Consider the following 13,055-nt stretch of genomic DNA (forward strand, 5'->3'; position numbering starts at 1 on the left):
TTAGGTTTTTGGATTGGAAAATTGTATTTTTATAAATAACTATTGACATAATAATAAATCCTATAATTGGATTTATTATATCTGTCATTCTATTTATTTCCGTAAAAGAACGTTATTATGGTTAGAGCAAAAGCCATGACATATAAAAATAAATGTGTGTGAAATATTTGATTCAACATAATACAAAAAAAGATAATAATTACTAAAAATCTTCTAAACTTAGTTTGTTTTTCTAATTCTGACATTTCTTTATTCATAGATACCCCAAAAAATATCTATCTTCTTATACCTGATACATACCTTGTGCGAACTTAATGTGTAAACCTTTATTTCATTGGTAATAAAGACTTGATTTTAAAATTAGCCCTGGAAAAGCAGTATTTAAATATTCATCTGCTTTCAATATTCATGCACCTCGTTTACTTCTAATATTGAAGTTACTTTATTTTGTCTTTCATATTCCCGTCCATTTTCTTCCTCTCAGATATTGGTATCTTATCGTAGCTTTCTTAATATTTCCAGAATTTCTTCTTCCACTCAGTTAACAAAATAAAAAAAGCAATCCTTCTTAATGAAGAATCGCCATACAAAGAATTATATTCCGATTTCCCTCATTTTCGCCGTGACTTTTTTCATTCTATCGTCAATATTTGTGCCATTAAACTTCTGAAAACTCATTTCGCTCACGATTTTCCCGTCGCACATAAACATTATTCGCTCAGCCCTCGCCGCAATCTTAGCATCGTGAGTTACTAGCATAACCGTAGTACCTTCTGTGTTAATCTCTGAAAATATTTCCATAATCTCTTGAGCGGATTTCGAGTTAAGCGCGCCGGTCGGCTCATCACCGAAAATTATTTTGGGATTGCCTATAAGTGCGCGGCAAATTCCCGCACGCTGAAGTTGACCTCCCGAAACCTGAGTAATATCACGCGTTTCCAACTCCTCAATGCCCACCTTTTTCATAAGCATTCTGGCTTTCTCCGTAATCTTCGCCGCGTTTTTTCTGTTATCACGCATTGACGGAAGAATGATGTTATCAAGTATATTTATATTATTCAGCAAAGTCGGGTTTTGAAAAACAAATCCCATTTTTGTCCTACGTATGTCAGCGAGCTCATTTTCCCTCAATGATGATAAATCCATTCCGTCAAAAACTACTTTTCCTCCATCAACATTGTCCATTCCACTCATCGCAAACATCAGCGTTGATTTTCCCGATCCCGATGGTCCCATAACCGAAACAAACTCACCCTCATTTATTTCAACAGACACCCCATCAAGAACATTATGCTTTTCATCGCCTTCACCGAATGATTTTACTATATTTTCACTTAAAATTATCTTCTTCATAATCTACTCCTTACTATTTTTAGATATTTCTATTTGTCCTGCACTCGATGTGCCGATAATTGAAGCGATTAGTACCGAGCATATCATCATAAGTGGACAAACCAGAAACGCCGAAATTGGATTGACCACAAACTTAAACGACGACGCTCCAAACGAAGAAATAAGTGCTCCCGCAAGTACCTCTCCAAGAGTGTTTGCCAAAAGCGTGCCAAGAAAGATTCCGATAATCAGAACGAGCAATGAACGTGAAACATACTGTAGCGTAATATCCGCGTTTGTAAAACCGAATGATTTCATTACGGCAATGGAATATCTGTCTTTTGAAACAAGCATCTTCATAAACAACACAGTAACCAATATAGTTATAATCAGTGCAATAGCAATTGCGACCAAGGAAGCCTTTCCGACGGAACTTATTGTCGAGCCAAATGTCTGTGTAACATATTCATCAATGCCCGTAATCTTAGCAAATTTAAACCTGTCCGCGTATTCAGAAGACTTTCCTTCGACAAGAGATTTATCCGATAGCTCTGCATAAATTACACACCACATTATGTCTGCCGCCTTGTCGGTGAAAACTGCCTTTGCAGTCTTACCGCCGTTGGTAATATCGGAATAAATTCCGGATAGGATGAGATTTTTCTCCTTCCCTTCAATCACTAGCGTAATAATATCGCCGACCTTTTTTCCTAGCTCATCGGCGTTAATAGCCGAAAGTGCAATTTCGTCTTCTGTGGCTGGTACTCTACCTTCGGAATATTCTATAGGAAACATCGAATGGTCACCAAGCTCAATTTTTATACTTTCTTCTGATCCGTCCTCCGTTTTAACTTTAAATGTTTTAGTCGTAAGGATGGCATATTTTGATATGGATTTGTCGTTCTCCATCACCTCTGCGATTTCCGTTGCTTTTTCAGAAATATTGCCGGTCTGCTGAATGTCAAAACGTAAATCGCTGCTTCCAATTCCCATATATGTGCTAAAACTTTTTGAGGAAATTGTGCTGTATAGATTCTGCGGAACGATAATGATAAACACAGAAATTACAAACACCGCAAGCATTGTAGCGTAAAGACTTTTCCTTGATAGGACATCTTTGACGCCGAGGAAAACATTCGTGTTAAACAGCCTGTTTTCACTCAAGCAAAAATACCTTGCACCCGCGTTTTTCCCTTTTGAAGTGCCATAGCGTAATGCTTCTGCAGCAGATATTTTCCGAAAGCGTTTCAGCACTTTGCTTACATAGGCAATAATTGCAAGGAACACCAGTAATATACCGATTATTCCGAAAAATAAAGCGATAGAAGAATTTTCACTTTCACCCATATAAAGCCGTATATTTTCTAGAAGCATGTCTCTGAACGCAAACGAAAGTGCAAATCCTAAAATACAGCCAAATAACGCAGTCGCCGCGTATTTAGCAAGATAAATCTTTTTAATGTCGGAAACACGTAGACCTATTGCTTTCATAACCCCTATTTCGCGGTAATCGTCTTCAATTTTCGCAAGTAGTGTAAATCGTATGCACATAAATGCGATTGCGACGACAAGCACGCTTATAAGAAGTATGACCGCAATCATCAGCCCGTCAGAAATGGCATTCATCATTTTGAATAGTGGAAATGTAATAGTAGGTCCGTTTGCTTCAAGTCCTGCAGAGGTGTAAGCCGTTTCAAACGTACCAAGCGAAGACAAGTCTTTTAATCTAAACTCGATCAAATATTCCGTACTTCCAGAACCCTTTATTTCTGCATAATCATTCTCACTCACTAGAAACCTTTTTGACGAAGCGAGCATCGAATTCATCTGTGAATCACGGAGAAATCCCGCAACAGCAAATTTCTTTCCGTCTATCACAACCTCATCACCGATCTTTATGGTGTCGTTTTTCATATACCCTATCGGAATATAAATCTCCCCATCGGATACATTTATAACGTTTCCGTCAAGGTCAAGAAGATAATCAAATTTTTCGCTCTGTGTGCTGAAACCGTTATCCTGAACATTGTCCGCAAGCGATTTTCCGTCAATTACAATCCGAGCACCATCAACATTGATAAATTCTAGCACCTGAAATTCATCGACATTGCTATTTTGCTCTGCGAAAGTCTCAAGCCGCCCAGTATCAAGTTTACCTGAATGCATCTGCATAAAATGCGGAGTTTTTGCCTGAGTCATAAGCGTATCTATTGCGCCTGTAAGATTCACGACAAGTATTGCGGAGAGTGAAACAAGCATAGCTGCGGCCGCGACAAAGATCATTATAGTAAACGTTATCAGTTTGCTTTTTATAATGTCATTGCGAATTATTCTGTAATACATAAGTCACCTCTGTTTTCAGAAATAGCACTCCAACCATCTTTAAATTCGTGGATAAACAATATTGCCTGTTCGCATTTCTTTGAAGCAAGAATTCTGCCTCCAGAAAGTGTTAAAAGAAACTATTACCAAAAATGTGCTGAACCAAAGTAGAAAAAATCCCCCTAATTATTCAATGCTGTCTCCATTTCCATTGCCAAACATTTGCATCATACACGAAAGACTTCCGCATTCCGCACCGAGTAACCTTTCTATATTAAAAATAAACGCTTGTATACGTGATGTACGCTCCTCGTTCGTTATATTAACCATATCATCATCAAAAACGGTATTTGCATATACCACAATCATTTCAATGCATTCATATGGGAAAGGCGTGGTGAATAGTCCCTGCTCAATACCCTCGCGGACTATTCCCGTCAGTATTGATGGAACACCGTTAATTATGACCTTTTGTATTTTTTGATGCATAAGCGCGTTCTGCGGCTTATGAATGTGCTCAATAATTTCCTTTCCACTTTCGCTTCTGCCACTTATGTTTAGTGCCATTACAACCCGGATAATACGCTCGACTACCGGTATGCTCTTGTCTGTGGCAATTTCCTGCGCCGCTCCTAAAAGATAAACATTGTAGCGATCAATCAACGCATCCATAATATCCTCTTTCGACTTGAAGTGATAATACAGTGTTCCCCGTGCAATTCCGACCTTCTCAAGAATATCGTTGGTACTTGTGCCGTCAAAGCCCTTCTGCCCGAAAAGCTCATCGGCAGCATCAAGTATTTCGGTCCTGCGTTCCTCGGCTTTTTTTATAACTCTCATTTTCACACCTCCTCAGTATAGACCGACCGCCTGTCGATTTTATACTATTATAAATACTTTTTTAAGAATTAACAAGATAGTTCCATATATTTTTACTGAAAATTTCAAAATATTCTACAACTTATTTAAAGTCAAAGCTTATTCCTTCAAGAAAGCTATACATCTTTCAACTGTTTTAATGATACAAGCTATACCAACTTCATATTCATCTATTACAACCACTAAAGAAATAAAACCAAACCAAAAGGATTGAGCCTTGTAGAATATAGAGCTCAATCCGCGATAGTTGTTTAAATTATTTTGTATTTTTTAAGGTTCATCCTAGCGTATTTGTATTAGATTTTCTCTCTTATGTAAGCTCATTATTCATTTCTCCTTTTGTTCAATAAACTAAATAGACTAAGTGTGAGTATTCAAAAACTACAATCTGGTTCATTTTCTCTCGCCATTTATAAGAGTTGATTAAATTATATCTGACTTACATTACCTGAAAAACCTAATACTTATTTCATAAAAGAAAATAAGTCAATACGGTATAAAAAAGAAATTAGACAGAGTGTGGAAGAAATCACCATGAGTCAAAATGCTGATTTAAATTTCTTTATGCTAAGTTTTCAAAGTACTCAAGCATCATTCGTTTGTTACACAGAAAAAGACCTTCAATTTGACAGTCTTGATTAAGTACTCTTGTATACTTATCCTTCTTCATTACTAGGTGGGTTTACTAACTCAACATATTCCCACGTTTTCCCCATATCTTTGGAGTGATATTTCGCCAACACACGACCACCTTGGAAATCTCCTTGGCTACCTTGACCAACTAATACGATTAAGTATCCATTTTCTTTATAAGGTGTTTCTGGATTTGTGAACACTTCTTTCCATTCCTCTTTTATCGGAATTGTAACCTGTGAAAAAGTTTTGCCACCATTTTCAGTTCGGTAAAAGTTAATATCCTCTTGGTAGCACATAAATCCCACATTTTCATCTACAAATCCACCTGATAGTAGAAGTCTCGTAATTGGACCATACCCAGCTTCACGCCATGTTTTGCCACCATCTGATGTGGCATAAATAACTTGGCCTTCTTGGGACATGGTCCTATCGCCTGTAGCAATAATGTATCCATCTTTTGCAGTTGGAAAACTACAAAACTTCACTCTGACACTATTCATTTGACTAGCAACCTCTGTTGTTTTCCATGTTGCCCCTTGATCTTCTGAATACACAATCTTCAATCCCGTTTCTGTTGTCCCTCCATATACAAAGGCTGTTTTTCAGGTGCAATAAGATAACTCCCTTCCTGCAGCTCATTGTAATGAGAATTCCCATCTCCAACTTCAGCTAATATTTCTATTGGAACAGGTACTTCCTTCCATGATTCCCCAAAATCATAGCTAACGAAGCACTTTTTATTTTCGATTTTATATGTATATTGCTTTTGCTCAAATGGAATTTCTTTTAGGTGTTCTTGTTCATACTCGTCCTTTTCTTTCTGACCATTCGTATTGTATATTTCTAAATCATACCCAGCAGGTCTTTGTGTTTTATATACTTCATAGGTCATGTCGTCATTTCCAGCATCTCTTGTTTTAAACCATAAAACCCATTGATACTTTGATTTCGAACCTTCTACAATTCCACCCTCTAAAAGAGAATTTGAGCCCTTAACTTTTGCTTTAATGGTAAAATCAATTTGGATAATCTTATTCTATTCATCAAGAACTGTGATACCATCTATCTCATATTTTTCTACTTTCTTCTCACGTGATACGTATTTTTGCTGATATTGAGCGATATAATTATCCAACCACTTCTCACCAACTAATGTCATATTCTTTGTTTTAGTCGTAATTGAAAATCCTTCTATTTGTTTAAATTCTATTTTATTTTGCTGATAGTTGAAATACATAAAATAGCTTACGCTAATCAAAATTGCTGTTATCAAAGCTACTATACCAATTATTCCTGCTCTTCTTCCCATACCATCATCCCTCATTCATCATAATTATGTTAAAGAAAATGATTTTATAGTTAAGTCTATCATATTACTTCATTACATTTATATTGTTCATAATAAGAACATAGCATTTAGAGGTAGAGCCACATGCCCATCAATCTAATAATCTATATATCCCTCAAATTTTAAATTTAATTTTTGTCTGTAAAAAAGCTCTTAAATCTTCGTTTTTAGGGGATAATCGCTATTCTGTATTTGATGAATAAGAGGTAGTGTCAGGAAAACGCGGATAAACAACATTAAGAAAAAAATATTTAAAAGCTCCATTTTTATTCATTTTCCCATTCGCCTTAGACTATTTATTTTTTATACCATTGATAAGGTGTATATGTATTATGTTATTTTATTGAGCTAGCCTGCCCGTAGCAGCATAAAAAAAGAGGGTGTCTCATAAGGTAATGATGTTTTAGATTTCTACATAGGCATTCGTCTAATTTAAATGGATATACATGAAATTTTATCTCTTCCCGAATGCGCCAAAGCTGAGCATTTTCAACGTACTCAGCAAGCATAACAAATTACTCGTAACCTATAACGAAGGGCTAAAAAGCGTAAAAGGGCGTTCGAAAAGTGATTGAAAATCACTTTTCGGACAGCCCCTATAATTGAAGTAAAGCACCTTTACTTGAAAACACACAATTTACATTTAGTTATTATAACCAACGTTCCCCACACTTTGTCCTGATCTGAAGTATAGATTTCATAAATTCCTTCTATTAGAATCAAAATATTTATCCTAATTGACAATCAAAGAGCTAAAATCAACAGATCTTTTTCAACTATTTCATTAAAATCCATTCCAATAAAACGGTTTTCAATTGCGCGGAAATCCAAAATAGAGATACTATCGGAAAAGATCTTCAACTCTTTTACAAACCCATGTTCAACTTGAAAATAAGCCTGAATGTTGCCTGATGGAGTCCTTTTCTCAATAGACGCATTATATTTAGGACTCTCACCATAAATCCAACTATCATCCATATATTTCTTAATAAAGTCAGGCGATTTCTCTTGTCGACTATATTTTACCAAAAGGGAGTTACCACCGTACATTTCCTTAAAACTATCAATCAGAGCTTCGGAAAGACTGGAGATGGAGATTTCGTTGTTTAGTTCCTTCAAGTTGACGACCCGACTTTTGACCGAGGTGATACCTTTGGATTCCAGCTTGAGCTTGGAGGGTTTAAGCACTTTTACAAGCATAGTCAAGTCTACGTCTACCATCATTGTACCATGATGAAATGCATTCCCGTCTTCTTCGTAAAAGGCATGACCGGAGAACTTTTTACCTTCATGTGTCAAATCATTTCTTCCAGACAGATTAACCTGAAGTCCAAAACGTTCAACAGCTTTTTGGATTACTGCTATTTGTTTAGTCAAATTTTCTTGTGACTTTTTGAATACAAAAGTAAAGTTTAGATTACCAAGATCATGGTAGACTGCTCCTCCACCCGAAATTCGTCTGGCAATTTTACCGCTATTAAGCTTGATTTGCTCAATATCACACTCAATATACGGATTCTGATTTCTACCGATAACAACTGTTTTTTCATTTTGCCAAAGGTACAGTGTCACTTCATCCTGTCGTGCATTTCGAAACAGTTCCTCTTCAAGCGCCAGATTGAAATAAGGATCGTATTCCTGAGATATAAAGATTTTATTCATGGTAATGAAGCGCTCCAATCCCTAAGCCTAATGCCGCTTCGTGAATGGCTTCACCAGTCGTTGGATGAGCGAAAATCGTATGTACAATTTCCTCCTCTGTTATCTCACTATTGATGATTACAGTAAGGGTACTTATCAAGGCTGAAGCCTCAGGACCTATAATAGAAGCACCGATGATTTTACCGTTATCCATATTCTTAATTAATTTGATGAACCCTTTTTCTTCTCTCATGGTCAAAGCTTTTCCATTGGCCTGGAAAGGAAATTTGCTGATCTTAATTTGCATCTCTTGACGCAGCGCCTGTTCTTCCGTCAGTCCTACAGATGCAATCTCAGGGGAAGTGAAGATGACGTTTGGAACCATATCATAATTTAAGGTTGAAGGCGTTCCTAATATATGATCGATTGCTGCTGTTCCTTCATGGGAAGCAACGTGAGCCAACTGGATTCGATTGGTGACATCACCAATCGCATAAATATGATCTACAGAGGTTTGCAAATATTCATTAACGGCAATCCCTTTTCCATTTTCATTAAGGGCAATGCCAGCTTGATCAATATCCAATCCTTCCAAGGTCGGTTCTCTTCCAATAGCGACCAGAACTTTTTCACTTGTCATAAACATCTCTGAACCATTTTTCTCAAAAACGATGACTGCGTTGCTATTCTGGTCTTTATCAATTCTAGTCACTCTAGCTCCAGTATGAACTCTAATGCCACGTTCAACAGCAATTTTTCTAATTTCTTCTGAAACGTCACCATCCACCATAGTCAAAAGCCGGTCACAATATTCGATTACGTTGACCTGGATTCCAAAGTTGGAGTAGATAAAAGCAAATTCCATACCAATCACACCGCCCCCGATAATGGAGATCGATTTAAAATTTTCCTTTTGTTGCAACGCCAATGTACTGTTCCAGACAAAATCGTGTTCTATACCTGGCAGTTTAATATTAGCAATTTTCGAACCCGTAGCAATTAGCGTATGGGTCGCTTCAATTGTATATTCATCTTTCCCATTTTTAACCTGTACCTGCTTGCTATCTATAAAGGAAGCACTACCTTTGATCACTCTCACTCCGTTTTTCTCCAGCAAGTAATCGATTCCCGAAACAAGCGTATCTTTGATTTTATCTTTTTGTTCGATGACCTTACTCATTTCCATTTGGATATTTTCAGCTGATATTCCAAATTCTCCTGCATTCTTAAAGTTATGGAATACTTCTGAAGATCGGATTAATGCTTTAGTAGGAATACAGCCAACATTTAGGCAGGTCCCACCAAGTTGCTGTTTTTCCACGATAACGGTCTTTAGGCCCTGTCTCGCTGCATAAATAGCGGCAACATATCCTCCTGGTCCCGCACCGATAACTAGGATATCAGCCTTTACTTGTTCCTTCTTACCGTGAAGCATCCCAGCAAAATAATCTAATTTAGGTTTAGCAGGTTCATTCTGGTTGGTGGTCATTTTAAACAGCACGTGTCCAATCTCAATTTCCTGACCTTCTGAAACCATCATTTCATCGATTATACCCGTGTATTTGGATTTGAAAGGTGCATTTCCCTTTTTACTTTCTAATTGTAATAATTGTTGTCCAATCTGAACTTCTTCTCCAACTGATACATTAATTTTTCCTATTCTTGCTTTAGTCTCATGACCAGAGAGTTTTTCTAATTTAATCTCCAAACGAGATGCCCCCTTTAGCTATTCTAAGTTCTTCTGATTTAATTCTTCATTATCCGAGAGGTCTGCTATTTATTGCAGACCTCCCTTGTTATGTATAGCAACTCTTATAATCGTTATCTAAAGTCTTTTTCAAATTCGTCAATAGAGTCCTTAAGCAGGGTGACAGAGTAGGCCATACTAGGACCTCCGCCAAACGCTACAGCAACCATCGCTGCTTCGATAATTTGCTCTCGTGGTGCGCCAGCTTCAAGAGCTTTGTAAACGTGGAAAACGATACAATACTCGCAACGATTGTAAGCGGCAATTGCTACACTAATCAGTTCCTTCGTTTTTGTATCGATTGCTCCCTCTGAGTAGTTGGTTCCTAACAAATTCATAAATGCCCCTACGTGTTCACCATTAGTTTCAGACAAGGTAGCCAGTCCATTTGTGAAATCATTTAACATTTGTCTAACATCTTTTTTCATCTTCGTCTCTCCTCTTAATCATTAATTTGTGAAATACTTCACATAATATCTTAAAAAATTACTTTACATCGCAATAGTTGCTATGTAAAGTATATGCGTATAAAGTATCACTTTGCTCGAAAAATGTCAAATTGATCTAATTATTTTCCGATAAATTACGAACCATTTTATCGAGTACTACTTTAAAAACATCCAATTCCTCCTGTGATATATCTTGAGTAGCTTCATTATGGAAAGATTGACCAAGAGGGAGCAGTTCTTCTCTAAGTGCTTCGCCTTGCGGTGTCAATCGAACTCTGGTAATCCTTCTATCTTTAAAGTCTCTCATTCTATAACATAAATTTTCTTTTTCCATGCGATCCAAAAGCCTGGCAATTGACGATTCCTGTACATTCATTTTTTGGGATAATTCCTTTTGGATAATTCCATCTTTTTCGCCTATAAAATAAAGAGCCATCCACTGTACTCGAGTCGTACCACAATTCTCTATCCTAGTATTAAATTCATCACTTATTTTTTTAGAAGCCGTATTCGTAATAAAACAAATGCAATCGTTCAAATCAAACATAAAATTCTCCTTTCACTGAAAAACGCTCAAAATGAATTATAACATATAGTAGAAATCAAAAAGGACGTTCAAATACGAAGCAACAGTCAGCGCTACACTGTCCCCCTACTAAGATTAAAAGGTATTTAGCAAAGGAGAGCTATATTGATCCTTTTCTCCTTACTATCAACGCACAGAACTCCTTCTGTTAAATCAGTATAATACAGTATAGAATAAGGATATTTTCTCTCCCATGATTCTTTCTTCTCCCGTATATCAAAGACTTGAAAAAAATCGCATATACCCTTTCCACCAGTTCCAAAGATTTATAAACAAGGAACTCTTGCTCAATCTAAAATTTAAAATTCAAACGTACCATTATGATTGATAACCTCCGTTTGTTAATAGTTATCTATATAACCCCTCACACAAACGCCTGTTTTTATCCAAATCATGTTGTAATTACTATTATTTTGGCAAAAGGAGTTGTTATTTTTCGTGGAGGATGTCGCAATTTTCCCATTTGTGTTTTGCAAATTAAAAGTACGGAGTATAAAAAAAGAAGAATAATTGCTCTTATCTTTTCATTCTTTTCATTCTATTTACTATCTTTATATTCTAATGTAACCAATCAAAGCATGAAAATGATTATAACTAGAAGGCCCCTCTCAAAAGAGAAGGGCCTTAAATTAATTGTTTATTACTTGATTTCCGAATTATAACCTCGTTTAACCAATTTCATTAATAATGCATTCGTTTCTTCTTTAGATATATCACTTAATACTCTTTTTCTTTCCTCAGGTTTTAGTAACTTTCCCGCTCTGTAACCCGCAGAACGATTCATTATTCCATTTTCCATGTCATCCACTAAGTTCACTTTCATGTAAATCCTCTCCTACTACTAAATCAAATATAATTTCTTTACACCCTGGGTTTCTACTATGTATTTTTTGATACCTTATTAACATGACGTGCAAAATTCAATTACAGAATTTATATAGCCAACATTACCAACTTTAAAACAAATATATATTCATCTACTCGATCTAAATTTATAATATCACTATCTTGTGTTTTTTATCATTACTCATTACGCGCTCAGTTAGTATCACTATAACTTCCCGAGTCCTGTATATCAAATGCTTCCTTAAATAACTTTACACCTTTATCGAGTTTTTACAAATAATCTTTATGCAAATGTTGCTTCAGGTTACAAAGTTACTAAATATTGTTTACCCATAGTAAATCATAATTGAAGCTTCGATTACGGCCGAGATCATAAGAAGATCTTTACGTGTTCATCCTTTTCTTTATTATATTACGAACAAACGTTCTTTTTCAAGATAAAATTTCTTCAAAACTATTAGTCTAAGAAACTTTTATACTTATAACTTAAACATGCTATTATATCTTCGAAAAATAAATAAAGAAAATTAAGAAAATTTCATATATTAACCATCACCATATTCCCTTATGTAGTATTATTAGTGTAAGGAGAGATAATAATTTGCTAATAGCAATGAAAAAACAAGAATTTGATTTATTAACTGCTAATGATTTAAGTCAAGGTTGCTTTGTACCTCTTATTAAGATCTACAAAAGAAGAGTTGCAGAACAATCTATAGATGACCCCGCTCACATAAAAGAAATGTTTTATAAGCAACTAAATAAAGGACAACAAGCTTTGTTTATGTTTTACACCTATTACAATCATGCGAGCAAGTCCCCCGTTGAATTTTATTGGTGGAGCGCTTATTTTATGGCTCAACGAAAAAGTTGGTCGGCAATCAAATCTAGTGCAATATTCTTTGAAGACGAATCATTGCTTCAACTCCTTGAAATGATTGAAATTGAGCTAAAACGGTATAACCACCCAGAAACATTAGAATACTTCACGATTACACGAGACGAGCTTAATCAAAACCATGAGCTCCAAGCTTCGATTTATAAACTTCATTCTATTTTTGATACAACTACACCACTAACTATTAGACAAATCAATAAATACATTGAAAAAAATCTCAAAGAATTTGTTCAAATTGTCGATTAGTAACAAAATAATTTATTCAATCAAAACTTTCTATAGAATTAATCAGAGGTTGGGTTGAAATTACTGCTTTTAAAGAGCCGGGTTGGGGTTAGAATATAGAATGGAAGAATACTGCCATTTTAAGT

At 35.8% G+C, this 13,055-nt stretch carries 12 protein-coding genes; 1 reads left to right on the plus strand and 11 read right to left on the minus strand.

The genetic code is table 11. The annotated features are described in order from the left end of the window. Positions 1–594 precede the first annotated feature (594 nt). From V7014_RS17650 to V7014_RS17700, 11 genes are all read right to left on the minus strand, one after another. A complete protein-coding gene (locus tag V7014_RS17650; protein WP_335508794.1) occupies positions 595–1,353 on the minus strand; it encodes an ABC transporter ATP-binding protein in 759 nt (252 codons plus the stop codon). 3 nt (positions 1,354–1,356) lie between these two features. After that, positions 1,357–3,675 carry an ABC transporter permease gene (locus V7014_RS17655; protein WP_335508795.1) on the minus strand — a complete coding sequence of 773 codons (2,319 nt, stop codon included), beginning with the start codon at positions 3,673–3,675 and terminating at the stop codon, positions 1,357–1,359. 165 nt (positions 3,676–3,840) lie between these two features. After that, positions 3,841–4,494 (minus strand): TetR/AcrR family transcriptional regulator, encoded by a 654-nt coding sequence (locus V7014_RS17660; RefSeq protein WP_335508797.1) that lies wholly within the window; start codon positions 4,492–4,494, stop codon positions 3,841–3,843. A gap of 695 nt (positions 4,495–5,189) precedes the next feature. Continuing rightward, complete coding sequence (locus tag V7014_RS17665) at positions 5,190–5,732, minus strand: WD40/YVTN/BNR-like repeat-containing protein (RefSeq protein ID WP_335508799.1); 543 nt, start codon at positions 5,730–5,732, stop codon at positions 5,190–5,192. After that, positions 5,729–6,061 (minus strand): hypothetical protein, encoded by a 333-nt coding sequence (locus V7014_RS17670; protein WP_335508801.1) that lies wholly within the window; start codon positions 6,059–6,061, stop codon positions 5,729–5,731. The genes V7014_RS17665 and V7014_RS17670 overlap by 4 nt, the downstream gene beginning before the upstream one ends. A gap of 144 nt (positions 6,062–6,205) precedes the next feature. Further along, on the minus strand, positions 6,206–6,478 hold the full coding sequence (locus V7014_RS17675) for a hypothetical protein (RefSeq protein WP_335508803.1): 273 nt from the start codon (positions 6,476–6,478) through the stop codon (positions 6,206–6,208). A gap of 783 nt (positions 6,479–7,261) precedes the next feature. Continuing rightward, positions 7,262–8,179 (minus strand): lipoate--protein ligase, encoded by a 918-nt coding sequence (locus V7014_RS17680; RefSeq protein ID WP_335508805.1) that lies wholly within the window; start codon positions 8,177–8,179, stop codon positions 7,262–7,264. Further along, a complete protein-coding gene (lpdA, locus tag V7014_RS17685) occupies positions 8,172–9,866 on the minus strand; it encodes a dihydrolipoyl dehydrogenase (protein WP_335508808.1) in 1,695 nt (564 codons plus the stop codon). The genes V7014_RS17680 and lpdA overlap by 8 nt, the downstream gene beginning before the upstream one ends. Positions 9,867–9,979: 113 nt before the next feature. Continuing rightward, positions 9,980–10,333, minus strand: coding sequence for a carboxymuconolactone decarboxylase family protein (locus V7014_RS17690; protein ID WP_335508810.1), 354 nt, complete (start codon positions 10,331–10,333; stop codon positions 9,980–9,982). A gap of 136 nt (positions 10,334–10,469) precedes the next feature. Beyond that, positions 10,470–10,901 (minus strand): MarR family winged helix-turn-helix transcriptional regulator, encoded by a 432-nt coding sequence (locus tag V7014_RS17695; RefSeq protein WP_335508812.1) that lies wholly within the window; start codon positions 10,899–10,901, stop codon positions 10,470–10,472. Positions 10,902–11,580: 679 nt separating this feature from the next. Next, positions 11,581–11,763, minus strand: coding sequence for a hypothetical protein (locus V7014_RS17700; RefSeq protein WP_335508813.1), 183 nt, complete (start codon positions 11,761–11,763; stop codon positions 11,581–11,583). A gap of 624 nt (positions 11,764–12,387) precedes the next feature. Between V7014_RS17700 and V7014_RS17705 the strand changes: the two genes are divergently transcribed. Then, positions 12,388–12,930, plus strand: a complete 543-nt coding sequence (locus V7014_RS17705; RefSeq protein WP_335508816.1) for a hypothetical protein — start codon at positions 12,388–12,390, stop codon at positions 12,928–12,930. The last annotated feature ends 125 nt before the right edge of the window (positions 12,931–13,055 follow it).

The organism is Bacillus sp. JJ722, assembly GCF_036963345.1.
In the GTDB taxonomy this organism is placed as follows: domain Bacteria; phylum Bacillota; class Bacilli; order Bacillales; family DSM-1321; genus Bacillus_AD.

Coding starts and splice junctions, on each gene's coding strand:
- V7014_RS17670 (WP_335508801.1), bottom strand. CDS start 6,061: ATGACCTATGAAGTATATAAAACACAAAGACCTGCTGGGTATGATTTA.
- V7014_RS17675 (WP_335508803.1), bottom strand. CDS start 6,478: ATGGGAAGAAGAGCAGGAATAATTGGTATAGTAGCTTTGATAACAGCA.
- V7014_RS17660 (WP_335508797.1), bottom strand. CDS start 4,494: ATGAGAGTTATAAAAAAAGCCGAGGAACGCAGGACCGAAATACTTGAT.
- V7014_RS17690 (WP_335508810.1), bottom strand. CDS start 10,333: ATGAAAAAAGATGTTAGACAAATGTTAAATGATTTCACAAATGGACTG.
- V7014_RS17650 (WP_335508794.1), bottom strand. CDS start 1,353: ATGAAGAAGATAATTTTAAGTGAAAATATAGTAAAATCATTCGGTGAA.
- V7014_RS17700 (WP_335508813.1), bottom strand. CDS start 11,763: ATGAAAGTGAACTTAGTGGATGACATGGAAAATGGAATAATGAATCGT.
- V7014_RS17695 (WP_335508812.1), bottom strand. CDS start 10,901: ATGTTTGATTTGAACGATTGCATTTGTTTTATTACGAATACGGCTTCT.
- V7014_RS17655 (WP_335508795.1), bottom strand. CDS start 3,675: ATGTATTACAGAATAATTCGCAATGACATTATAAAAAGCAAACTGATA.
- V7014_RS17680 (WP_335508805.1), bottom strand. CDS start 8,179: ATGAATAAAATCTTTATATCTCAGGAATACGATCCTTATTTCAATCTG.